We start from the raw sequence: 23,572 nt of genomic DNA on the forward strand, positions 1-23,572 counted from the left end.
GGCCGGAACCTCCCCGGAGCTCCACAGCACGGAACGGCACAGAACGGCACCAGCGCTTCCGTCCACGCAACAGCCGACCTCACACCGGAGGCAAGTCATGAGACTGCTGCCCCGCTCCAGACCCTTCACCCCGGCCGTCACCCTGGCGGTGGCCCTGCTGCTCGTGTTCCAGCCGTCCGGGGCGCGCGCCGCGGGCGTCACCAAGGAGTCGACCACCGTCGACGTCTCGTGCGCCGCGTTCACCTACCATCAGAGCGCCGACTGGTACTTCCCCTCCGGCACACCCACCGGGCTGGTCTGGCTCCAGCACGGTTTCGCCCGCGCCAACGAGAATGTGCAGGACCTGGCCGAGCACTACGCCGCGGCCGGATACCTCGTGTTCGCGCCGACCCTGCCGAGCGCCGACCTGTTCGGCTGCACACTGCCCGACCTCGGCAACAACAAGCCCTTCCTCGACAACGTCGCCTCCTGGTTCACCGCGAGCGGCACCGGCGCCGACCGGCTCAGGTCCAGCTATGCCCGTGCCGCCGCGGCGGCGGGACGCTCCGGAACCGCGCTGCCGTCCTCGCTCGTCCTGTCCGGCCACTCGGCGGGCGGCGAGGCGGTGGAATACGTGGCCCAGCGGCTGCACGCGACCGCGCCGGCCGACTTCGCCCGGGTACGCGGCCTGGTGCTGCTCGACCCGGTGAAGTCGTTCCTGGGCAGCAACACCGAGGACTCGCTGACCGGGCTGGCGGGCACGGGGCTGCCCGTGCACACCATCTCCTCGCCGCCGTACTCCTGCAACAGCGACGGCACGGGAACGGAAGCGGTGCGGGAGCTGGTCCCGGCCGCGTTCGTCGGCGTACGGCTGACGACCGGCGCCCACACCGACGCGGAGGGCGCGAGCACCGACCTCGCGGGGACCGCCCTGTGCGGCACACCGCAGGCGAAGAACGTGGCGGCGTTGCAGAGCCTCGCCACGGCCTGGGCGTCGGACGCCTTCTCCGGTCGCACCACGGCCGCCTGGTACCCGGGAGGCGCGTCCTACGACGCCCTGCTGGCCGCCGGGACCATCAGCACCCTGGCCGGGGCCGGCGCCTGAGCGACGGCCTCGGGCCACCCTGTCGGCGCGCGCTCCGGCGCTCGCCGACAGCGGCGCCCCGGCCGTGGGCGGTGGCTCGCAGGTGTGGTGGCCGAGGCTGCAACAGGACCTCGACCTCGACGCGTTCAGCCCGCATCCGGTCCGTCGAGCGGCTCGACCTCAAGGCTGTCGACGACAGCCCGGTCGGCGAGCCGGGGCCGCAGCCACTCCGCGAGCAGCAGATGCTCCGGATGCCTCTGATAGGCCGCCAGTTCGTCCGGACCGGCATGGCTGGTGATCATGCTCAGGTGGTAGGAGACCGGTGTACCGAGGACGTCCAGTCCCAGTGTCATGGAGCGGATCTCCCGTACCAGTGGGGCCAGTTGCTCCAGTCTGCGGCGGGCCTCGGGCGCGTCGGCCGGATCCGCGAACCTCATCAGCACGACATGAGTGAGCACAGCGGTCCTTTCGCTGGGCGACAGCGGAACTCCCCTCTGTCGCAGGGCTGTCGGCGAGTGTATGTTCAGGAAACAGTGTTCCACCAGGGGAACCAAGGGAGAGTGTGATGCCCCCTGTCTCCGTGCGCGTGGCGGCGGCCCAGTTCGCCGTGGGAAGTGACCGGACGGCCAATCTGGCCGCGGTGCTGCGCGCCGTCGCGGCGGCGGCCGGCCGCGAGGCGGACCTGGTCGTCCTGCCCGAGTTCTGCAATCACCTGTCCTGGTACGAGGACAGGGAGCACGCGCTGCGCGAGGCCTGCGTCCCCGGGGACGCGTTCCTCACCGAGGTGGCGGCCGCCGCGGCGCGGCACCGGCTTTACGTCAAACTGCACGTCACCCTCGCCACGCCGGCCGAACAACCCGTCCCCGGCCGGACCGACGGCATGCGGGTCACGGCCGCGAGTCTGCTCTTCGCCCCGGACGGCACACTCGCCGGACGGGCCGACAAACAGACGCTGATGGGCAGCGAGAACGACCACCTCGACCCGGCCGAATCGGCGGGCCCTGTGGTGGCGACGGAACTCGGCCCGGTCGGCCTCTACTCGTGCATGGAAGGGGTGATCAACGAGGTGTGCCGCTCCTTGTCCCTGCGTGGCGCGCGGTTGCTGCTCAACAGCCTCAACTCCTTCGCGCTGGACGAGGCGTCGCTCCACATTCCCGTACGCGCCGCGGAGAACAAGGTGTGGGTGATCGCCGCGAACAAGGTCGGCCCCCTCATCCCCGAAGCACAACTCGCCGCCGTCGCGGGGGGTCTCGGCATCCCGCCCGAGGCGCTGCACGGCGCGGGTGAGAGCCAGATCGTGGCCCCGGACGGCATCGTGGTCGCCAAGGCGCCGCGCACCGGCGAGGCCCTCGCGGTGGCCGACATCGACCCTCTCAGCGCCCTCGACAAGCGGCGGCCGGACGGCACCGACGTGTTCGCGGCCCGCCGTCCCGACCTCTACGGCCCGATCGCGCGTTCCCCGCGTCCGGTGCCCGCGTTCGGTGGACGGCGCGCCGAGAACGTGACGGCCGCGGTGCTGCGGCCCTCGGGGAGCGGGCGGGCGGCCGTCGAGGAGGCGGCGCGGCTGGCCGCCGGAGCCGCCGCGCGAGGCGCCCTCCTGCTCGTCCTGCCCGAGCTGTTCTTCTTACCCTCGGGCCGCGTCCCGCCGGGCGGGACGGCCGCCGCCGACGCCCTGGCCGCCGCGGCGCTGCGGACCCTGGCCGACGCGCTGAGCGGCACCGACGCCCTGCTCGCCTGCACCGTGCCCGACGGGTCCCTGCACCTGGGCGTGCTGACCGGAGCGGCCGGCCCGGTACTGCGCGTCCCACAACTGCACCCGAGCGCCCGGCACGCCTCGTGGGCGACCCGGCAGCCGGGCCCGCCCGAGGTCCATGACGCCGCCTGGGGACGGATCGCCCTGGTGACCGGGGACGACAGCGTCCACCCGGAGACCTTCCGGCTCGCCGCGCTCGCCGGTGCCGACACCGTGGCGGTCTGCTTCACGGGCCTGGAACCCTGGGAGAGCGCGCTGGGGCTTCCCGAGCGCTCCGCCGAGAACCGGCTCAACCTGGTCGCGTCCGGCCACGGACAGGGCGCAGTGCACGCGCTCCCCGCCGACTTCGGACTCTGGCAGAGCCGCGAGGGCTCCTTCACCGGTCGTATCAGCCATCCCCGCACCACCACCGCGAACGGCCCCGTCACCCTGGCCGAGATCCACCCCGCCCAGGCGCTGCGGCGGATGGTGTCCCGCTCCACCGACCTGGTCGACGGACGGCCGTGGCGGCTGTCCGGCGCGCTGGTCGCCCCGGCCGGCACACCGGCCGCGCGCCCGGCCTGACCCGCACCCCCGCCGTACCCGCGCGACCGGCCCGGTCGGCACTCGTCCATCCGGGCGCCGTCCGATCCGCCCGCCGTCCGGACCGACCGCCCCGCCCCGCCCCTGCCTCCACTCCCCCGAGCCCCACGACCGGACCAACCACCGGACGAACGGCCCCACCTGACCCGTCTGCCCCTCCGACGCCACCACCGCGAACCCCGAGGAGCCGCACCGTGGCCGAGACCATCAAGGCCGTGCAGGACATGACGGACGACGCGCCCGTCACCGACGTGACCGAGACCTTCCAGCAGTGGCAGGAACTGCTCTCGGAGCTCAAGTCCAAGATCGACGCCCGCTTCGAGCTGCGCCGCGACCCGTCCACGCTCGCCCTGGAGTCCTACGGCGCGCCCCCGGAGAGTCCGGGCGGCTCGCTCGCCGCCTACAGCGGGCCAGAGGTCGACTGGATGGTGCACTCCTGGCTCGGCAACCCGACCCGCGGCTTCGCCAATCTGCACCTGACGGTGTGGCTGGGCCCGCACATCCGCGTGCCGCACCTCGGGATCGCCCTGCTGTGCTGGCCGGGAGGCTGGTTCTACCTCGACTCGGTGCCCCGCGCGAACCTGCTCGCCGACGGCGCCTACTACGACCGCTACTACGCGCCCCTCGACGAGGAGTGGCTCGCCACCCGTGAACGGCACCCGGCGCTTGACTGGTTCACCAGCCGGGCGGGGTTCATCCGGGCGAGCCTGTCCCCGACCGCGTACTGCTACTCGATGCCCCGCGACCCGGAGCACGTCGACCTGGTCCGCTCCCTCACCCACGCGCACGTGGACCGCTGGCTCGGATGGGTGGACGCGGCGCCGGCCGTGCCCCCGGACGAGCGGGGCGCCCTGGCCGCCGCCGACCTCGCCACCCGGCGCAACATCGCGGAGCGGGACCCGGCCAACGTCATGGGCGTGCGCTACTTCGGCGAGGAGACGACCGACCGTCTGGTCCGGGCCCTGTGGGGCGGGGACCGGGAACTGCCGAGGCCGGCGTGACCACCACCGTGAGGGCCCTGTGGTGGGCCTGCCGGGTACCCGGTCTCAAGGAGCCCTTCGACACCGCGCATCTGCGGCTGTTCTATCCGGCACGGCCCACCGGCTCCGACGCGGAACGGCTGTCGGGTGAGATCCCGGCCGACCCGGCGGGCGCCCCGTACCCGGTGGCGCTGCTCCTGCCGGGCATCAACGTCGGCCAGGACGCCTACCGTTGGCTGGCCGCCGCGCTCGCCGCGGCGGGCGTGGTCACCGTCACCGCGGACCTGGTGGGCGAGCTGTTCGCGGGGAGTCACGGCCTCACCCCGGCGGTGGACCTCGAAGCGGCGGCGCCGGCCGGGTACGGCAGCCGTCCGACCACCCCGCTCATCGGCGCGCTGCTGGGCGCCGTACGGGAACTGGGCGCCAGGCCGCCGCTGGCCGGGCTGCTCGACACCGACCGGGTCGCCCTCGGCGGACACTCCGCGGGCGGCACGGTGGCACTCCAGTCGGCCGGTCTCACCCCGGGCGTACAGGCGGTGTTCGCCTACGGAGCCCACACCGTCGTCGCCGACCTGCTCGGCTGGCCACCCGGGACCGTCCTGCCCGCGGGCGGCGGCGCTCCGGTCCTGCTGCTGTCCGGCGAGCACGACGGTGTGATCGCCGCGAGCGCGGACCGCTACACCGGACCGCCCGGCGCGGTACCCCCCGATCCGGTGGCCCGTACCTTCCACGAGGCCGTTCCCGACGCGGCGCGCGGCAGCGTCCTGGCCACGCTCGCGGGCGCGAACCACTTCACCGCCTGCCACCCCGAGGACCCCACCGGTGCCCGAGGGTTCCTGGAACGGCCCGCCCCGGACGACGGAGGCGCCGCCAGAGCCCTGCTGGCCCGTCTGGTCACCCTGTTCTGCGCCGCCCGCCTGCGCGACGACACCGCGGCCCAAAGCCGGTTCGAGGAACTGCTGCGGCCCCCGCACCCCGGCCTTCTCGCGGTGCACCGCCGCTGAACCCCGTACGACGACCCCGCACGGCCCCGGCGGGTGAAGGCCCGCCCCCGGAACCGAGAACGACGCCGAGGAGCGCCACGGATGCTCAAGAACTTCTGGTACGCGGTCGAGTTCGCCGACCGTGTGGGACGCCAGCCGCTGAAGGTGACCTGTCTGGGCCAGAGCCTGGTGCTGTACCGCACCGGGGACGGCCGCCCGGTGGCCCTGTCCGACCTCTGCGCGCACCGCGGCGCGGCCCTGTCCGGCGGCACCCTCGCCGGGGACTGCGTGGTCTGCCCCTACCACGGCTGGCGCTTCGAGCCCGACGGGGCGTGCAGCCGGATCCCGGCCAGCCTGCCCGGCCGCGGCATCCCCAAGAAGGCCCGGGTGGACGCGTACCCGGTGCGGGAACGGTACGGCTTCGTCTGGGTGTTCCTCGGCGACCTGCCCGAGGAGGAGCGGCCCCCACTCCCCAAGTGGCCCGAGTTCGACGAGCTGTTGGAGGACGGTGGCCGCTTCCGGGCGGTCACCGGCGAGTACCTGTGGCACTCCAACTACGAGCGGGTGCTGGAGAACGGCTGCGACATCGCGCACACGCCGTTCGTGCACGCGGGTTCCTTCGGCAATCCGGACCGTCCGGAGGTCGAGGAGTACACCCTCGATGAGTCCGACGAGTGGTCGGCGTTCGCCACCGTCTCCATGCACCCGCCGGCCGCCAAGGGGCTGTGGTCGAAGCTCTACCAGGACCGGAGGTCGCGGGGACGGGACCGGCCCCCGGTGGTGAGCACCGCGGGCTGGATGCTGCCGAACCTGGTCAAGCTTCATGTGCGGCTGCCGTTCGGCAACATGATCATCTACGACACGAACATCCCGGTCGACGAGACCACCACCCTCGTCAAATGGGTCGCCCTGCGCGACTTCTTCACCGGCTCCTGGGCCGACGCCAACACCCGCAAGCGCGTGTACCGGATCTTCGGGCAGGACGCGCCGGTGGTGGACGGGACCCGGCCGGAACTGCTCCCCGCCGACCTGGGCGCCGAACTCCATCTGCGTTCCGACCTGATCTCGGTCGCCTACCGCCGCCGGAGGCAGGAACTGGCCGCCAAGGGCTGGATGGTGGGCGACGGCGACCGCATCACCGGGGACGTGCCCGAGCGCACCTCGACGGTGATCGCCTCCCCAAGCCGCCGCGAGGTTCCCGAGTTCGCCCGCGCCTGGGAGCAGAAGGCGCACGGTCTCCACCCCACGGTCGAGGGCGCCCGATCCGCGTCCGGCCCCGACAAGGACGACGCCCCCGAACAGCACCCGTTTGGAGAGTGAGCCCGCAGATGCCGGATCGGACAGCACCGAGTCCCCAGCCCGTCCCGCCGGCCGGCGAGGCCGCGCGGACCCCGCCCGCCGCACTGTCCGCACGAGTCCTCGACCGGCTGACGGCCGTCACTGGCGTCACCGAATCCCCCACGCCCTGGGCGGAGTTGACGGGAGAGACCTTTCCCGGCCAGGTCGGCTCCGTACGGTATTTCACCGGGAGCGGCCCCGTCGCTTCCGTCGTGCACATCTCCCTGGTGGTCCCGGCCATCGGTCTCGACAGCCACATGGTGTTCGCGTTCGGCGCGGCCGACGGCCCGCTGCCTCACTTCACCCTCGACGCCGTGCACACCGGGGAGGGCTACGCCTTCCATCTCGACCTCGTGCAGCGGGCCGATCTCGCCTCCCATCCCCTGTACACCGACACCGTCTACGGCCCCCTGACCGCCGCGCACGGCAGCGCGGCGGAGATCCCCGGGCTGACACCCGCCGCGATCGGCCCTCGCCAGCGCGCCCTCATGTCGCCGTGGATGCTCGTGCACCGCGCCGACGAGGCGGCGCTGCGGGCCGTGGGACCGCTCGCCGAGAGCTACCTGCAGCACTGGCTGACACTGGCCGGGGCCTTTCCCTCCGGGGCGGCCGACGAGGTGAAGGACACCGACCTCGCCGACCGTGACCGGCGGCTGCGCTCGGCCCTGTTCAGCCGTGAGATCGATCCGGTGTGGGCACAGGTGGACCGGCTCCTCGGCGCGGCCACCACCGACGCGCTGCGCGGGCTGCTGATCACCGGCGGCCCCGCCGGCACGGCGCGGGACGACGCGTGAGCGCCCCGGCGCCCAGCGCCTGGCAGCGGCGCATCACCGGTGAATGGCACGGCCGGCCCTCGCTGTTCGACGCGACGGGCACCTGGTGCGGGTTCGAGGACATCCGCCGCTCGTCGGCGTTCGAGGACGGAGGCACCGTCTACCGCATGGACGGAGGTCTGGAGGGCGGTGGCCCGCTGGCCGGCCGGTTCCGGCTCGCCGCGCCGTTCGCGTTCGCGGTGACCGACGCCGACGACAGCCGGATCTACCACGGGCCCGACTTCCACGGAACGGGCCAGCCGTACGGCTCGTTCGTGGACGCCCAGTACTACGGCCCCGGCTGGCAGGTGGACCTCAACACCTGGAACCACGTCCTGCCCGACGGGGAGACCCAGGTCTACTCGTCCGTGCTCTACCAGGGATGGACGGTGGTGGGCTGCTTCAACGGCCTCTACCGGCGCACCCTCGGCGCCGGAGCGGACGACCCCGCGACGCGTGCCCTGATCGACGCGCATCTCGGCGCCGAGACCAGGTCGGGTCCCGTGCCGTGGATCCTGCCCACCAAGCGGTCCGGTGCCTTCCGGGGGACGTGCGAGGTGTGGGGCGCCGACCAGAAGCCGCTGGGCACGGTCGAGGTGGAGGACCGGCTCACCCCGCTGGACCTGCTGCGCACCGAGCACCAAGTGCGCTGGACCGGCGCCGGGGTGGACCGCGCGTTCACCGTCGTACGCCGCCGGGACGGCACCCGGGAGTTCTGGGAGGGGCCGCAAGCCTGGGGCAACGCCCAGGCGTTCGGGCGGGCCAACTACCCGGTCTGGCACTTCACCGACGGGGACGTGCACAGGGTCAAGGGACGCGAGTTCGCGCTGGACGCCACCCCGGGCATGACCGCGGGCGGCCGGCTGGCCGTCACCTGGGAGCTCTTCGACGGCAACGTGCTGTCCGCCGTCGTGCACGGTGTCCTCCACTGGGAGGAGACGTGACGGGGCGCGCGCCCGTCGTGGTCGTCACGGGCAGCACCCGCGGCATCGGGCACGGCCTGGCCCGCTCGTTCCTCGACCGGGGGTGCCGCGTCGTGGTGTCGGGTCGCGACGCCCGGACGGTGAAGGAGGCCGCCGCCGCCCTGGGCGCTCCGCCGGACCTGCTGCTCGGACGGGCGGCGGACGTCACCGACCGGCGCCAGGTGCAGGCTTTGTGGGACGCGGCCCTCGAATCCTTCGGCCGTGTCGACGTGTGGATCAACAACGCCGGCGCGACCACGGCCCGGCGGCCGCTGTGGGACCTGCCGGACGGCGCCCTGGAGGCCGTCGTCGCCGCGAACCTGCTCGGCACGGCCCACGGATCGGCGGTCGCCCTGAACGGGTTCCTCGCCCGGGGCCGTGGGCGCCTGTGGAACATGGAGGGCTTCGGCTCCGACGGACGTCTCCTGCCGGGTCTCGGCGCGTACGGCACCACCAAGCGCGCCGTCACCTACCTGACCCGCGCCCTGGCCACGGACCTGCGCGAACGGGCGGTGACCAGGCCGCACGACGTACGGGCGCTGCGCCTGTCGCCGGGCATGGTCGTGACCGACCTGCTCCTTCACGGCTACGGCCCCGCGGAGTACGCGAAGGTCCGCAAGGTGATGGACATCCTCGCCGACCGGGTGGAGACGGTGGCGCCCTGGCTGGCCGACCGGGTCCTGGCGGACCGGACCCGCAACGGCGGCCGGGTGGCCTGGCTGACCCGGCGCAAGGCGGCGGCACGGTTCGCGACCGCCGGGTTCCGCACCCGCGACGTGCTGCCGTCGGCCGTGCCCGGACCGGCGGGCACCCCGCACCCGGACCGCGACCCTGAGCCGGACCCGGGCCCGGGCCACGGTGCCGGACACGACGAGGAGGCGGCCCGATGAGCGCCCCGGTGGACTACCCCGTGGCGCTCGCGCTCCAGGACTTCATGCCGGTCGTCCTGACCGGCGTCGGGGCGGCCTGCCTGATCCGGCCCGTCGCGCGGGCCGCACCCCGGGCGACCGCCACGGCGGCCACGGGAACCGGCCTGATCCTGGCGGGCGGTCTGTCGAAGGCGATCTGGAAGCTGGTCGTGTCCCTCGGCGGACCGGACGCCCAGCCCATGAACAAGGCGCTGTTCCCGCTGCTCTCCGCGGGCTTCCTGCTGCTGGCCCACGCCCTGTTGTCCCTGCCGTCGCCGGTGGCCTCGCCGCGGGGAACGGACCGGGTCCCTCCGTTGTGGGGATTCGCCGCGACCTGGGCGCTGCTCGGGGCGGTGTCCCTGTTCCTGGCCTCGTCCCTGCCCGTCATGGTGCTGACCGTCGCGGCGGTCACCGTGTGCGGGGTCCGTCTCATCCTGCTCGCGCGGGCCGCCGGGGACACTCCGGCCGCGTCGGCGGCCGGCCTGTGGCTGCTCGGCATGTACGTCCTGGGGCCGTTGGCCGCCCGTCCCGACCAGAGCGTCGCCCTTCAATGGGCCGAACAGTCCTGCAACACCCTCACCCAGACGGCGCTGCTGCTCGCCGCTCTCAGGACCGCCCGCTCACTGACCCGCTCCGCGCCCCACCCGGCCGGCCTGTCCAGAACGGTGCTCCCATGACCGATGTCCTCGGCTGGCGCCGCAAGTTCGGCGTCATCGCCCCCAGTACCAACACCATCGTGGAGCCCGACTTCCACCGGATGACCGTGCCGGGAGTGACGTCGCACTTCTCGCGCATCCACATCCGGGACCAGAACATGTCCGGGGACGCGGGCATGGAACGGCTGCTGGAGCAGATCCGCGACGAGATCGACGCCGCCTGCGAGCGGGTGCTGACCTGCGAACCCGAGTACATGGTGATGGGCATGTCGGCGGAGACGTTCTGGGGCGGTGTGGAGGGCAACCGCGATTTCATCCGCCGGATCCACGACGTCACCGGTCTCCAGGTCGCCACCGGCGCCGAGGCCTGCGACCGGGCGCTGCGCCTGTTCGACGCCCGGCGCATCGGCGTGCTGACCCCGTATCAGCCGGTGGGCGACGCCAACGTACGGCGGTTCTTCACGGAGCTCGGTTTCGAGGTCGCCGGTGTCACCGGACTGCGCTGCCCCACGGCCGTGTCCATCGCCCACGTCGACGAGCGGCGGCTGCGCGAGACGCTGGCGGAACTCGCGCGCCTGGACGGTGTCGACGCGCTCGTGCAGTGCGGGACGAACCTGTCCATGGTCGCCCTGGCCGACGAGGCGGAGCGCTGGCTCGGCCTTCCGGTGATCGCCATCAACGCCGCCACCTGGTGGATGGCCCTGCGCGACAACGGCATCACCGACCAAGTGCGGGGCGCGGGAGCGCTGTTGCGCGACCACTGAGGACCGGCCGCGCGAACGGGGCCGGGGCAGGTCGGACCGGGGCAGGTCCGGGCGGGTCGGACCGGGACGGGACGGTCGGGACGGGACGGGACGGTCGGGACGGGACGGGACGGTCGGGACGGGACGGGACGGTCGGCTCGGGTCGGGACGGGTCGGTCGAGACGGGTCGGGTCGGTCGAGACGGGTCGGTTTGTGACGGCCCGCACGCTCACGGCGTGACCGGTGCGCGCACGGGCCCGCTGCCCGTGTCCACGCGCCGGTCACGCAGGGCGGCCAGCAGACCGGCCAGCATCAGCGCTTCGCCGAGGTTGCCCAAGGGCGGCACCTTGAAGGCGACGGCCGAGGCGACGAAGACGGCGAGCGCTCCCAGGGCGACCCACGGTACGGAGTGGCGCTTCCACAGCACGACGCCGATCACCAGCAGGCCGAGGATGGAGACGACCGCGGCGACAGGGGCACCCGCGTCACCGGCGTCCGTGTAGCGCAGGGTGTCCGCCCAGGAACGCGGCTCCAGTCGGAGGCCGGGAAGCGTGGTGGACACGCCGAGCACGGACAGGGCCGCGGCGCAGACCCAGGCCCACCGGGCCGTACGCCGCCCGGGGCCGAGCAGCAGCGCGCCGCACACCACCGCGAGCGGCGCCAGCACGGCGTGCGCCACGAAACGGCCGGCGTTCAGCGACTCCAGCGGTGCGCCCTCCCCCAGCACCGCCCCGGTCGCCACGACCAGCGAGTCGTACGCCAGCGCGCAGCCAAGGACGCCGGTCCACAGCCCGGGGCCGCCGCCCCCGCGGAACGCCGCGAGGGCGAGCAGGAGTTGGAGGACACCCGTCAGGGCCAGCACCGTCGAGATCATGACGCCCCCTCGTCGCGCACGACATCGGTACGGCCTCAGTACGGCCTCGGTACGGCCGGCCGGCCGGATTGGGTGGTCAGTACGTCTGCTGGACGGTCACCGCGCTGTCGACGGCGTCCCCCCACTGACGTACGTACGAGGCGGCGAGCGGGTCACCCAGGCTGGCCCGGAGGAACAGCGCGGACCAGCGGGCGGAGGTGCGGATGCTCTCGGTCTGGTCGAGGGTCTGGACCGACGTGTCCGGCAGCGCCCCCGGCGGGTTCTGCACATCGGTCACGCCGTAGTGGTTGGCCCCGGTGACCGTGACGAGGGCCTTCGGCCCGGCGGTCAGGGCGTCATAGGTGGCCTGGGCGGCGGCCGGTGTGGCGACGCCGTCTGCGCTCCCCTGGACGAGGGCCAGGGGCACTCCGGTGTTGTCGACGGCCGGGGCGGTCCCGCCGCCGGGGGGCACGTTGTTGGTGCCGAAGAAGGCTGCGGCCTTCAGCTCGGCGGGCTTGACCGCGCCGGCGGGCAGGCCGAAGCAGAACGGCGGGGAGCACTGGCCCTGCACGATGCCGAGCCCGGCGGCGCCGCCGAAGGAGTGGCCGAGCAGAACCAGGGTCCCGGGGTCGATGCGTCCGGCCAGAGGGCTGTCGGGACGGCCGTTCTCCGCGGCGGCCCAGGCCACCGCCGTCAGGCCTTCGTCGGAGGAGGCCCACAGTCCGGGTACGCCGTACAGGGTCCTCGTATGGTCGGGCACCACCACGACGAAGCCGAAGGCCGCGACCGTACGGGCGTATCCCTCGTACGCGGACTTGTCGACGTTCGCGCCCTGGAGCAGCAGCGCGACGGGCAGTCGCCGGGCGGTGGACACCGGGTAGTAGACGTCGGAAGGGTCCTGGCCGACCGCGGTGGCGTAGGCCGCCGTCGGGTAGACGGTCGGACTGTCCGCGGCCTCCGCCCGGGTCAGGCCGCCGGATCCGGCCAGCAGGGCGAGGCCGAGGAGCAGGGCGACCGCAGCCCGTCTCGCACCGGACCCGAGGGAGTGAGTGGGACGCACCATGAGTTCTCCGAATCTTCCGTCATGTCATCTCGGACGACGTACGGGGGAGCGACCCTTCACGGACTTTGCGGCCGGCCTCCCAGGATGCGCGGAGCGCGTTTCCACCAGAGAAACTTAGTTTCGTACCACGCCAGTAAACTGAGAATCACTCGCCATCGTCAACAGGTCGGGGCCACGACTTCCGACGGATCCGGTACGGACGCGCCGCGGGGGTGGGCTTCAGGTTCGAAGGGCCGAGGACATTCAGCCGGGGTGGACCGATCGGTCAGCCGACGGGCGTCGGGTTTCCCGAGGAGTCGTCGCGCGAGGCGGCCCGCCCGCGGAGTGTGACGAGAGCCAGCAGCGCGGAGAAGAGCGCGGCCGAGCCGCAGACCACGAAGCCGATCGCATAGCCGTGCCCCAGGGCCTCCAGTGCGAGCGGGTGCAGGTCGGCCAGTTTGGGAGACGCGGCCGAGGCTCCGTTCACCGCGAGGGGACCACCCTCCTCCAGTACGGCCGCGCCCGCTCCCTTCAGTGCCCCAGGCAGTGCGGAGTCGTGCAGGGAGCCGGAGAAGCCGCTCGCCGCGCGGCTGAGGGCCACCGCGCCGATGACGGCGGGACCGAGGGTGAAACCGAAGTCGCGCAGCAGGTTGGTGGTGGCGCTGGCCATGCCGGCCAGGTGCACCGGAACGGTGTTGACGGCGGTCGCCGTGATCGACGAGACGGTGATCGCGAAGCCCACGCCGACCAGGCCGAGCGGCAGGATCAGCGAGGTGAAGGCGCTGTCGGTGATCGGCAGCGTGGCCGCCCAGTAGTCGCCCGCCGCGATCAGCAGCAGCCCGACGCTCAGCAGCAGCCCCGGCGCCACGGTCCGCAGCAGCCGTTCGGTCAGCGGCAGCATCACCAGTGTGATGCCGTTGAGGAGGACGAAGGCCAGGCCGGTGCGCATCGGCGCCTGGTCCTGCACCGGGCCGAGGCGGATGCTGACGGAGTAGGCGGTGCCCAGGAAGGCGAACATCCCCACCACGGCCACGGCCGAGGCCACCGCGAAGGCACGGTTGCGGAACAGATCGAGCCGCAGCAGCGGCGACTTGGCGCGCTTCTCGGCCAGGACGAAGGCGGCGAGGAACACGGCCGCCAGCACGAAGGCGATGACGATCGAAGGTGAGGCCCACCCGTCCGTGGGGCCCTGGATGATGGCGTAGAGCAGCGAGAAGAGGCCCAGTCCTATGGTCAGTTGGCCCGCGATGTCGAGTGAACGCCCCTCAGGGGCACTGGAGTCGACGGCGAACCGGGCGCTGATGGCGGCGCTCGCCGCGGCCACGGCGGTGACGACGACGAAGGACCAGCGCCACGAGCCGTAGGTGGCAGTGACGCCGCCGAGCAGCGGGGCGAGGAACCCGCCGGTGGACAGCAGGGCCGCCCACATGGCGATGACCCGGGCCCGCTGCGCGGGCGAGGTCGTCCCGGCGGCCAGGATGGCGAGCGAGGTCGGGAAGAGGGCGGCCGCGCCCAGACCCGCCAGCGCCTGTCCGGCCCAGAGCTGGTGGACACCGGAGGCGGTCGCGCTGACCACTTCGCCGACGGCGAGCAGTCCGGCACCGCCGACCAGCAGCCGCTTGCGGCCGAAGAGGTCGCCGAACAGGCCGAAGGTCAGCTCCAGTACGGCGACGGGGAGCAGGAAGGCGTCGGAGATCCAGGTGAGTTGTGAACCGACGGGGTGCAGGTCCGACTGGAACAGCCCGTTGAGGGTGGCCGGTATGGCCAGGCCGATCTGGGCGAGGCAGACGGCGAGGAGACCGGCGACGAGGGTGCCGGTGCTCAGACCGGGGCCGGTCGCGGTTCGGACGGAGGGTTCGGTCGTCGTTGACACGGAGGGCTCCTGAGGGGAGGTGGTCTCGGGTGGCGGGAAACGGCTTCGCGGTCAGCGGGTGCCGGTCATACGGCTCGGCCGGTAGTCGGTGAACGCGGCGTCACCGAGGTTCGACTCGGTCGCGTCGCGCTGAAGTTGATCGGTGGTGGCGGCGTCGTCCCAGCGCCCGCTGTCCAGCCGGTGCTCCACGGCGTGCAGGCCGGCGACCACTTCCGCGGTGGTGAAGTTGCAGTGGCCCTGGCGGGCCACGTACGCCTGGCGCAGCCGTGCGGAGTCACCGGCCCTGCGCACCCGCTCGGCGAAGGCCGACTCCTGCTCGACGGGGACGAGTTGGTCGGCGGTGGTGTGGATGTCCAGCAGCGGCACGGCGACGCCCTGCCCGGCGGTCGAGGTCCGCTCCAGATGGGCCACCGCGGCCGGGTCGGCCGTGATGTCCGCACCGCGGGTGAGGCGCTCAAGGTCGGTGCGCAGGTCGAGGCCGGCGTCGCGGTAGAGCGCCGCGACCTGCTCGGCGCGGGCGGACTCGCGCAGCAGCCCCGCGTAGTCGACGCCCTTGTTCCAGGACGTGTTGCCGCCCGCCGACTGCTCCACGGACCAGCGCGCCGGGACGATGAAGCCGAGCAGGCCCTGGGCGAGCCAGTCGTACTGCTGCCGCTCCTGGCCCGCGAAGTCGTCGCGCGCGGGCGGCTGTTGGCCAGGGGCCCAGTCGGCCAGGTTGAGGTAGGCGGCGGCCAGCGCGATCCGGGCGCGCCCCGCCGGGGTCTGCTGCGCCGTCTGCACCGCCGCCGAGAGCCGGTCGGCGAGGGCGGTGGCTTCGGCCGGGCCGGCGAGGTCGACGAGTTCGCCGGCGTCGGCCGGGTCGAAGAACGTGGCCAGGGTGTATTCGGCGTCCAGTTGGTAGTTGTCCAGGTCTACGCCGCCCGCGACCAGGCCGCACAGGCCGAGCGAGCCGTTGACGCGTCCCGCGCCGTCCCGGGCGATCTGAGCGTTGATCAGGCCGCCCATGGACTGGCCCACGGAGACGACCCGGGCCGGGGTGCCTACCTGACGGCGGAAGGTGGCGAGCGTGGCGAACTGGTCCCGCTCGGCCGAGTCGAGTGCCCACATCGAGCCGTGCGGGTCGTAGGAGGAGCCGGCGAGCGCGTAGCCGGCGTCCAGCAGGGCCTGTTGGGCGTCGGCCGACGGGGCGTCGGCGGCGACGGCCGGTCCGAAGCCGTGGCTGAAGAGCAGCAGGGTGCCGTTCCATCGCGCGGGTCTGTCCGCGATCCAGGTGGCACCGTCGGAGAGCGTGCCGGAGTAGTGCTCGGCGGTCGCGGCTTGAGCACCGGTCGCGGTGCCCAGCAGTGCGGTGGCGAGGACGGCCACGCAGGCGGCGAGGGCCGAAAGACGGGGTCGGGGCATGGCGGCGGCTCCGCAGGTCGGATGAGGGGAGCTGGCTGAGCGCTGCGAATGTAGGGCTCTTTTTTGATTGCCGTCAATAGACTGCCCAATAATGCGGCAGAGAGGTCCGCGAGGCAGGCGCGCACGCATGGCTGCCCGGGGTCTGGGGAGCCCACAGACCCCGCAGGCCGCACAGGCCCAGCAGACCCCGTAGGCCGCGCAGACCGCGTAGGCCCGACAGACTCCGTGAACTCCGCAGTCGCTTCGGACCCGGGCGGGTCAGCCCAGAGTCAGCGTGTCGAGAAGGTCCGCGGCGGCCCGCGACGCCGAGCGCTCCCAGCGGCCGGCAAGACCGCGGAAGACGGTCTCCGCGCGGGCGGCGGGCCAGTCCGCCGGCAGATGCTCGGCGGGCAGATGCGGATCGCGTCGCACCAGATCCAACCAGTCGGTGTGCAGCAGGAGTTGACCGGCCAGTTCGTCGCCGGACGCCGCCGCGGGCAGCGGATCGGTGCGGTCCCAGCGCTCCAGGAACACCCCGTACCGCGCACCGATGGCCGGCACGTCGAACGCCTGCTCCAGCACCTCGCGGACGTCGGTCGGTGACTCCACCTCGGCCCGGAACACCCTCAGATACGGCTCCAGGCCCAGGCCCGCCACCATCTCGCGGACGTCGACACGCGCCGGTGCCACCCACAGACCGTTCTGCAGCGGCCCGAAGCCCGCCCAGATCAGACGGGAGCGGAGATCGTGCCGCTCACGGCTCCACGCCTCGGGCAGCGAGAAGCCCACCATCGTCCACCGGCCGTCCCAGTCCCGGTTGACGGCGCCGGTGCGCCAGATCCGGTCCCTTCCGTCGGCCAGCACCTGGACGGCGTGCGGGGTCAGCCCGAAATAGGTCTTCCGGCCCTGCCGTCGACGCTCCAGCAGACCTCGTTTGACCATCCGGTTCAGTGTCGTCCGCACAGCGTCCTCACTGCTGCCCGCCCTCCCCAGGGCGGCGATCACGCTGCCCGACGACACGGCGATGGACCGTCCCAGCACATGCGCGCCGAAGAAGGTCAGCATCAGGGACTGGGTACGCGGCTCGGGACCGCTACCGGCCGTGGATTCGGCCGCGACATCGACACTGGTCACCGCCACAGCGTAGGCCCGCGAGGGGCACGCACCGCCCGACTCCAGGAAACGTGTCACTTCTGTGACTGCTGTTAACAAACTGCCCTATATTGATGCCAGGGCATGACGCCGGAAGGCGACGGGGGAAGGCGACGGGGGAAGGCGACGGGGGAAGTCGTCGCTCTACCGTGCCGTCGGGTCCGTCGCCCTCGCCGGAAACTCCTCGGTACCGATGACGCGCAGCAGATCCAGCCGCTCGCGGGCCAGGCGGGCCACCGCGTCGGCGGGTGGCGGCCGGTGGCCGGCCAGGTGGAACAGATGGTCGCGTTCGTCGTCGGTGAGGCGCAGCGCCCGGGCCAGCGCGCCGAGCAGTTGGATCGAGGGCCGGCTGCTGCGCCCCTGTTCGAGGCGTACGACGTAGTCCACCGACATACCGGCGAGGGCGGCCACCTCTTCACGGCGCAGGCCGGTGGTGCGGCGCCGCGGACCGTCGGCCATACCGACCTCGGCCGGGCGCATCGCCTCTCGGCGCCTGCGCAGGAAGTCGGCGAGCTCCTCGCGTTGCATGCCTCCATGGTCCCCCTCCGGGGAACGCCGAGCCAGGGAGCGGCGCTCCCAGGATGAACGCTCCGCTCCCCTCTCCCTTGGCCCAGGCGCACAGTGGGTGACAGAACGACGACGAGGGAGAACGCGATGAGGACAAGAACCCTGGGCACCACAGGCCCGGCCGTTTCCGCGCTGGGGCTGGGCGCGATGGGCATGTCGGGCGCTTACGGCGCGGCCGACCGCGCGGAGAGCATCGCCACCGTCCATGCCGCGCTGGAGGCCGGTGTCACGCTGATCGACACCGGCGACTTCTACGGGATGGGTCACAACGAGCTGCTGATCGCCGAGGCGCTGCGCGGCCGGAATCGGGACAGCTACCGGCTGAGCGTCAAGTTCGGCATGCTGCGCGGGCCGGGCCCGCAGTTCGGCGGGGTCGACGGCCGTCCCGAGGCCGTGAAGAACTTCCTGGCCTACTCCCTGACCCGCCTGGGCACCGACCACATCGACATCTACCGTCCGGCCCGGCTGGACCCGGCCGTACCCATCGAGGAGACGGTGGGCGCGATCAAGGAGCTGATCGATGCCGGGTACGTCCGGCATCTGGGCCTCTCGGAGGTCGACGCGGCGACCGTTCGCCGGGCGCACGCGGTGCACCCCGTCGCCGATCTTCAGATCGAGTACTCGCTGATCTCCCGTGCGGTGGAGGCTGAGATCCTGCCCACGCTGCGGGATCTCGGCATCGGCCTGACCGCGTACGGCGTCCTGAGCCGCGGTCTCATCTCCGGGCACTGGTCCTCCGACCGCACCGCCGGCCCGGGCGACAACCGGGGCTTCAGCCCGCGGTTCTCCAGCGGGAACGTGGAACACAACCTCGCTCTCGTCGAGGCACTGCGCCGGGTGGCCGACACGAAGGGCTGCACGGTCGCCCAGCTCGCCATCGCCTGGGCGAGCGCACAGGGCGACGACATCGTGCCGCTCGTCGGCGCCCGCACCCGCGAAAGGCTGGCCGAGGCGCTGCCCGCGATGGCGCTGACGCTCACCGTGGACGACCTCGCCGAGATCGAGAAGGCCGTTCCGCTCGGTGCGGCGCGGGGCGACCGCTACCCGTCCGCCTTCATGTCGGGCCTCGGCACCGGGAACTGAACCGGCCCCGCGCCCTGCCCGGGAAGGCCTGCCCGCTGCCGTACTCCTGCGTGCCCGCGTCCCTACCCGGGCACGAGACGTCGGGCCGACGGCTTTCACGGCCCTACGCCGCTCGCCCTCCTCACCGTCACAGCCTGTCAGTGCCCCTCGCCGTCCGGGAGTTGCTCGCGCAGGACCGCCTCCAGGGTGACCGGCTCGCGGCCGAGCAGAGTGGCCAGCGTCGGGTCCACGGCGGCGAATTCGCCGGCGCGGCCTGCCGCGAAGACGCCGAGCAGTTGGTCCGCCACCTCGTCGGGGGTGCCGTACTCCACCAACTGCTGCCGGAACCGGTCGTCGGGCACGGTGGTCCTCGTCGTGGTGCGGCCCGTCACCTCTGTGGCGATACCGGCGATGTCGTCGAAGGTCAGCGCCCGCGCCGCGGTGAGCGGGGGCGTGGGGCCGTCGAAGCGGCCTTCGTCGGCCAGGATGACGGCGGCCGCTTCGGCGAGGTCGGCGTGCGCGGTCCAGCTGACCGGTCCGTCCGCGGGGAGCACGATCTCGCCGGACCGCATGGCGTGGCCGAGGAACTGCATCGCGCTGGCGGTGTAGAAGCCGTTGCGCAGCGAGGTGAACGGCACACCGGACGCGCGCAGCGCCTCCTCGGTGACGGCGTGGTCGCGGCACGCCTGGAAACGCGACGAGGCGCCGGCACCCATGTGGCTGGTGTAGAGGATGCGGCGGGCACCCGCCGCGACGGCCCCCTCGATGGCGGCACGGTGCTGCCGCACGGCCTCCTCGCCCATCTTGTCGACAGAGACGATCAGCACCTGCGAGGCGCCCTCGAAGGCGTACGCGAGGTCGGCGGCGGTGGTGAAGCTGCCTTGCCGCACCCGCACTCCCCGGTCGGCGAACTCCTTCGCCCGCTGCGGGTCACGGACGCTGACGCCGACCCGGTTCGCCGGAACACGGGACAGCAGCCTCTCGACGATCTGGCGTCCGAGTTGCCCGGTCGCGCCGGTCACGATGATCATGTTGCACTCCAGCTCTTGGTTCCAATGGAATCAACATCAGCGTATCACCGATAATAACGACGGAAACATATCTGGTGTATCGTCGATATATGCCATCAGGTTCACGCGTCAGGGACGGTGCCGCCACCGTCGAATCCGACACCGCCGCCGCAGGGCGCGCGCAGACCCGGCAGCGGATCGTCGAGGCCGCCGCCGGTCTGCTGGCGCGCGAGGGTCGCGACGCGGTCACCACCCGAGCCGTCGCGGTCGCGTCGAATCTGCAGCCCCCGGCCATCTACCGACTGTTCGGCGACAAGGACGGGCTGCTCGAAGCGGTGGCCGAACACGGCTTCGCCACGTTCCTGGCGGCCAAGCACGTCGACCCCGACCCGCAGGACCCCATCGAGGACCTGCGGGACGGGTGGGACCTGGCGGTCGAGTTCGGCCTGGGCAACCCCGCGCTCTACACGCTGATGTACAGCGAGCCCACCAGGACGGACTCGGCCGCTTTCAAAGCCGGCATGGAAGTCCTCATGGGCCGCATCCGGCGCCTCGCCGCGGGTGGCTGGCTGCGCGTCGACGAGGAACTGGCGGCCCAGATCATCCACGCCACCGCGCGCGGCGCGGTGCTCACCTGGCTGTCCCTGCCCGAACACCGGCGCGACCCGGCGCTGTTGACCGTCCTACGGGAGTCGATGGTCGCCTCCGTGACCAACCAGGAGCCGGCCGTGCGGGACACCGGCCCGGCAGGCGCCGCCCGCGCCCTGCGCGCCGCGCTGCCCGAGCAGACCACCCTCAGCGGCGCCGAACAACATCTGCTCAGGGAGTGGCTGGACCGCATCGCCTCCGGCACCTGACCGCCACCCGTGACCGGGATCGCGGAACGCGGAACGCGGATACGACCTCGGCCGTGCGCGGCCGACGGCCCTCGGTCACCGATGCTGCGGCTGCGGATACGACTGCGGCTGCGGCTGCGGCTGCGGGAGTTCGCCCCTGACTGCTGTTCACCGGCCTCGGGCGCGGTCCCGTCAGGTGAAATGCCCCCGCGCCGAGGATCTAGGCTCCTTGCATGACCGACGAAGAAGTGATGGCACGCGTCGTCGCGATCCTCACCAAGACACGTGAGTACGTCGGGGACGATGCCCCCGAACCCGACAGCGAGAGCGACGCCCTCCTGAACGAGCTCGTGAAGGACATCTTCCCGAGGAGCGTCGACATCGACGACGACGCGGCGCCGCAAGAAGTCGCCGACGCCATCGCCCAGGCGATGAGCGGCCCGATCTTCACCGCCTTCGGAGCCTTCGCCGCCGCGTTCCACCAACTCGCCGCGGAACACGACCGCGACGACCCCGAGGTCACCTCCACCGAAGTACTGCAGGAGCTGGCCCTACGCGCGGGCAACGAGTGACACGCAGTTTCCGGGCCCGCCGGCAAGGGGCCTGAGCCGACCGGAGCCCACCTGCACGATCGGACGGCAGGCTCGGCGGGCTCGGCTCCGTTCACGCGGTCGTGGATCTGGCTGGACCTCCGGCCTCGGTCACCGTATGTGTCGGCCGACCTCGCCAGGCAGGGGTGCGCCGATGGCCAGCGCTTCGTCGAGTCCGGCCACCAGGTCCGCGGCGAGCGTCGGAACGTGGACGGCGGCCCACTGTTCGGTGAGAGAGAGGAAGCCGTTCAGCTCCTCCCGCACGGTGAGCAGGATCCCAGGCAGGTCGCCCGCCGCCATCTCGACGGGATGCGCGGAGGGAGCTTCCTGCTCCTCCCCTCCGTCGGGCCACAGTCTGACGACCGCGTCGGCATGCTCGATCCACGGTGAAGGGCCATGGCCGAGCCACGGGGACGCTCCGCCCGCTACGACGAGCCACTCGCGCCAGTCCTCCAGGCCGCAACAGCATCCCGGGACGACGGTGACGTCGGTTCTGGTGTCGTGGACCCGCAGACCACCCGGTGCGAAGACCCTGTCCGCCCGAAGCAGGCGACGGATCAACTCGCCGGCGTCCGCCACGGGCGGCTCGTCCTCATCCGCCCCCGAGTTGCCGACCGCGAGGGCGGCCAGCGCCGTACCGACCTCGAGCGGGGACATGCGGCCGGACAGAGCCATGAACCGGTAGGCAGGCAGTTCAGCCACGGGCCACAAGGAGAAGTCAGCGGTGTCCGGAGTTTCCAGGACGGCGTCCACGATCAACATGGCGGCATTCTCGCCTTTGCCGGTCCGGACCGCCCGGCATTTTCCGCCCCGGCTCCCCCTGGCCGGCGTCATGCCGACCGATTCCTTTCCGAGCCGACCCGAGTCCTCACACCAGAAGGCCGGAACGACCGGCCGAGGACGGAGATCATCATGCGCAGGCTCATCGCGGGAGCGTTCATCACACTCGACGGCGTGGTCCAGGATCCGGGCGGGTTCGGCGAGACCGAACGTGGCGGCTGGGCACTGGAATACTTCGACGACGACGCCCGTCAGCGGGCCACCGACGCACTCCTGGCGAGCGACACCTTCCTGCTGGGGCGGGCGACCTACGAGATCCTCGAAAAGGCCTGGTCGAGCAACACCGGACCGTATGCCGAGGCGATGCACAAGCTTCCCAAGGCCATCGTGACGAACACGCTGAGCGGCTCTTTGCCCTGGAACGCCACCGCCCTCACGGGTGAAGCCGCGCAGACCGTCGCGAAACTGAAGGAGCAGCCCGGCGGCGACATCGTGATGTACGGCAGCTTCACTCTGATGAAGACCCTGCTCCAGCACGACCTGATCGACGAACTGAACCTCGGCGTCCACCCCGTGGTCGTCGGCACCGGAACTCGGCTCTTCGACAGCGTGCTGCCGCGCTCACTCCGGTTCGTCTCCGCGACACCGAGCGCGACCGGCGTCGTCACCCTCACCTACGCCCCGTAGCGGCATCGGGACAACCGAATCCCGCTGTCCCTGCCAAGCCCGACCGACGCGAACTGCCGCGGCGCGCACGGTGGACGGCCCTGCCGAACGCCGGGTCACGGCCGCCGTGCGCGACGTGGGCGTCGTCCATGCCTGCCGCGGAGTTCAGGAGCCAGAGGCCGAGGCGGTACGGACGGCGCGCTCCTGCGGGAAGTTGGCGGCGGCCACCACCTCGGGTGGCCGCACGTAACCGCCGATGCTCTCGACTCGAACGACCAGCGCCAGAGGTGATGTGGTGTCATATGTCCTGGCCAGCTTGCGGATCTGACCACGTGCGAAGAGCTGGGTCGCTCCCGAGGTCGCCAGAACGTCGCAGCCCGCGATCATCACGAGGCGGCTCCGGGACGCGAAGGGGTTGCGCGCCAGCAGGACGATGGCGTAGTCCACGTTCACCGTCCCGTCTCCCGCCGACTCACCGTACTCCTCGCCGTCCTCCGCACCCACGATGCGATATTCGCTGGAGAACAGCCTGAACTCATAAGGGGAGTTGAGCCGGTCGGCCATCAACTGCCAGACGCCGTTGTGGGCCGGCCCACCGATCACGACCAGGTTCTCCTCGGCGTCCGAGGCCATGACGAAGGCCCTGGCCCTGACCGTCGCGGCCTCGTGCAACCGCAGGTCCTGGGAGAGGAATTGCCGCAGGGTCATGGCGGCCAGGGCATCGCCCTCATGGATCTTCGGATACGGGGACGGCACCCGGCCCGACTCCCCGACGACCATCACCACCCGACGGTCACGGTCCAGCCGCCACACACGCGCCGCCGGCAGCCTGGTCCGCCAGTACTGCACAAAAGCACGGCCCAGCCAGCCCACGGCGAACGCCAGCAGCGAGGCCACAAGATTGACCGCCAGATCCTGCCGCACGACCGGCCCCCGTCCTCGCCTGCGCGTCGACGAGCAGTTTGCACCACTGCGTCGACC

At 72.3% G+C, this 23,572-nt stretch carries 23 protein-coding genes and 1 pseudogene; 14 read left to right on the forward strand and 10 right to left on the reverse strand.

The features are described 5' to 3' along the window. Positions 1-97: 97 nt before the first annotated feature. On the forward strand, positions 98-1,084 hold the full coding sequence (locus OHT01_RS02835; RefSeq protein ID WP_328551490.1) for a hypothetical protein: 987 nt from the start codon (positions 98-100) through the stop codon (positions 1,082-1,084). A gap of 125 nt (positions 1,085-1,209) precedes the next feature. On the opposite strand, the gene OHT01_RS02840 is transcribed toward OHT01_RS02835, so the two are convergent. After that, on the reverse strand, positions 1,210-1,521 hold the full coding sequence (locus tag OHT01_RS02840) for a Dabb family protein (protein WP_328551491.1): 312 nt from the start codon (positions 1,519-1,521) through the stop codon (positions 1,210-1,212). A 107-nt stretch (positions 1,522-1,628) separates the two neighbouring features. Here OHT01_RS02840 and OHT01_RS02845 point away from each other — a divergent pair, with 107 nt between their 5' ends. From OHT01_RS02845 to OHT01_RS02885, 9 genes are all read left to right on the forward strand, one after another. Continuing rightward, positions 1,629-3,380, forward strand: a complete 1,752-nt coding sequence (locus OHT01_RS02845) for a nitrilase-related carbon-nitrogen hydrolase (RefSeq protein ID WP_328551492.1) — start codon at positions 1,629-1,631, stop codon at positions 3,378-3,380. Between the two features lie 212 nt (positions 3,381-3,592). After that, positions 3,593-4,399, forward strand: a complete 807-nt coding sequence (locus OHT01_RS02850; protein WP_328551493.1) for a hypothetical protein — start codon at positions 3,593-3,595, stop codon at positions 4,397-4,399. After that, positions 4,396-5,382 (forward strand): hypothetical protein, encoded by a 987-nt coding sequence (locus OHT01_RS02855; protein ID WP_328551494.1) that lies wholly within the window; start codon positions 4,396-4,398, stop codon positions 5,380-5,382. The genes OHT01_RS02850 and OHT01_RS02855 overlap by 4 nt, the downstream gene beginning before the upstream one ends. Positions 5,383-5,463: 81 nt before the next feature. After that, entirely contained in the window at positions 5,464-6,681 is a 1,218-nt protein-coding gene (locus OHT01_RS02860; protein ID WP_328551495.1) for an aromatic ring-hydroxylating dioxygenase subunit alpha, read from the forward strand. Positions 6,682-6,689: 8 nt separating this feature from the next. Then, entirely contained in the window at positions 6,690-7,493 is an 804-nt protein-coding gene (locus OHT01_RS02865; RefSeq protein ID WP_328551496.1) for a hypothetical protein, read from the forward strand. Beyond that, positions 7,490-8,455 (forward strand): hypothetical protein, encoded by a 966-nt coding sequence (locus OHT01_RS02870; protein ID WP_328551497.1) that lies wholly within the window; start codon positions 7,490-7,492, stop codon positions 8,453-8,455. Before OHT01_RS02865 ends, OHT01_RS02870 begins: the two co-directional genes overlap by 4 nt. Next, positions 8,452-9,363 (forward strand): SDR family oxidoreductase, encoded by a 912-nt coding sequence (locus tag OHT01_RS02875; RefSeq protein WP_328551498.1) that lies wholly within the window; start codon positions 8,452-8,454, stop codon positions 9,361-9,363. The genes OHT01_RS02870 and OHT01_RS02875 overlap by 4 nt, the downstream gene beginning before the upstream one ends. Further along, complete coding sequence (locus OHT01_RS02880) at positions 9,360-10,058, forward strand: hypothetical protein (RefSeq protein WP_328551499.1); 699 nt, start codon at positions 9,360-9,362, stop codon at positions 10,056-10,058. The genes OHT01_RS02875 and OHT01_RS02880 overlap by 4 nt, the downstream gene beginning before the upstream one ends. Then, the gene (locus OHT01_RS02885; RefSeq protein ID WP_328551500.1) at positions 10,055-10,801 is read left to right on the forward strand and encodes a maleate cis-trans isomerase family protein; all 747 of its coding nucleotides are present in this window, start codon (positions 10,055-10,057) and stop codon (positions 10,799-10,801) included. Before OHT01_RS02880 ends, OHT01_RS02885 begins: the two co-directional genes overlap by 4 nt. A 208-nt stretch (positions 10,802-11,009) precedes the next feature. Here OHT01_RS02885 and OHT01_RS02890 read toward each other — a convergent pair whose 3' ends face one another. The 6 genes and pseudogenes from OHT01_RS02890 to OHT01_RS02915 all read right to left on the reverse strand — a co-directional run. Beyond that, the gene (locus tag OHT01_RS02890; RefSeq protein ID WP_328551501.1) at positions 11,010-11,654 is read right to left on the reverse strand and encodes a hypothetical protein; all 645 of its coding nucleotides are present in this window, start codon (positions 11,652-11,654) and stop codon (positions 11,010-11,012) included. Positions 11,655-11,730: 76 nt separating this feature from the next. Next, positions 11,731-12,696, reverse strand: a complete 966-nt coding sequence (locus tag OHT01_RS02895; RefSeq protein ID WP_328551502.1) for a poly(ethylene terephthalate) hydrolase family protein — start codon at positions 12,694-12,696, stop codon at positions 11,731-11,733. Positions 12,697-12,961: 265 nt separating this feature from the next. Then, a complete protein-coding gene (locus OHT01_RS02900; protein WP_328551503.1) occupies positions 12,962-14,548 on the reverse strand; it encodes an MFS transporter in 1,587 nt (528 codons plus the stop codon). 51 nt (positions 14,549-14,599) lie between these two features. Beyond that, a complete protein-coding gene (locus OHT01_RS02905) occupies positions 14,600-15,949 on the reverse strand; it encodes an alpha/beta hydrolase (RefSeq protein WP_328551504.1) in 1,350 nt (449 codons plus the stop codon). 258 nt (positions 15,950-16,207) lie between these two features. Next, entirely contained in the window at positions 16,208-17,068 is an 861-nt protein-coding gene (locus OHT01_RS02910) for a PaaX family transcriptional regulator (RefSeq protein WP_328558008.1), read from the reverse strand. 213 nt (positions 17,069-17,281) lie between these two features. Continuing rightward, a pseudogene (locus tag OHT01_RS02915) lies at positions 17,282-17,608 on the reverse strand (helix-turn-helix domain-containing protein); the annotation flags it as partial. Between the two features lie 126 nt (positions 17,609-17,734). On the opposite strand from OHT01_RS02915, the gene OHT01_RS02920 reads away from it, so the two are divergent. Further along, positions 17,735-18,730: an aldo/keto reductase gene (locus OHT01_RS02920; protein WP_328551505.1), complete on the forward strand. Its 996-nt coding sequence runs from the start codon at positions 17,735-17,737 to the stop codon at positions 18,728-18,730. Positions 18,731-18,867: 137 nt separating this feature from the next. On the opposite strand, the gene OHT01_RS02925 is transcribed toward OHT01_RS02920, so the two are convergent. Continuing rightward, a complete protein-coding gene (locus OHT01_RS02925) occupies positions 18,868-19,740 on the reverse strand; it encodes an NmrA family NAD(P)-binding protein (RefSeq protein ID WP_328551506.1) in 873 nt (290 codons plus the stop codon). An 89-nt stretch (positions 19,741-19,829) separates the two neighbouring features. Between OHT01_RS02925 and OHT01_RS02930 the strand changes: the two genes are divergently transcribed. Further along, positions 19,830-20,576: a TetR/AcrR family transcriptional regulator gene (locus tag OHT01_RS02930; protein WP_328551507.1), complete on the forward strand. Its 747-nt coding sequence runs from the start codon at positions 19,830-19,832 to the stop codon at positions 20,574-20,576. Positions 20,577-20,788: 212 nt separating this feature from the next. Beyond that, positions 20,789-21,127 (forward strand): hypothetical protein, encoded by a 339-nt coding sequence (locus tag OHT01_RS02935; protein WP_328551508.1) that lies wholly within the window; start codon positions 20,789-20,791, stop codon positions 21,125-21,127. Positions 21,128-21,256: 129 nt separating this feature from the next. Here the strand turns inward: OHT01_RS02935 and OHT01_RS02940 are convergent, their stop codons facing one another. Then, positions 21,257-21,907: a hypothetical protein gene (locus OHT01_RS02940; protein ID WP_328551509.1), complete on the reverse strand. Its 651-nt coding sequence runs from the start codon at positions 21,905-21,907 to the stop codon at positions 21,257-21,259. Positions 21,908-22,057: 150 nt separating this feature from the next. Here OHT01_RS02940 and OHT01_RS02945 point away from each other — a divergent pair, with 150 nt between their 5' ends. Further along, a complete protein-coding gene (locus OHT01_RS02945; protein ID WP_328551510.1) occupies positions 22,058-22,612 on the forward strand; it encodes a dihydrofolate reductase family protein in 555 nt (184 codons plus the stop codon). 144 nt (positions 22,613-22,756) lie between these two features. Here OHT01_RS02945 and OHT01_RS02950 read toward each other — a convergent pair whose 3' ends face one another. Further along, complete coding sequence (locus OHT01_RS02950; RefSeq protein WP_328551511.1) at positions 22,757-23,515, reverse strand: hypothetical protein; 759 nt, start codon at positions 23,513-23,515, stop codon at positions 22,757-22,759. Positions 23,516-23,572 lie beyond the last annotated feature (57 nt).

This window comes from Streptomyces sp. NBC_00358 (assembly GCF_036099295.1).
Classification (GTDB): Bacteria; Actinomycetota; Actinomycetes; order Streptomycetales; family Streptomycetaceae; genus Streptomyces.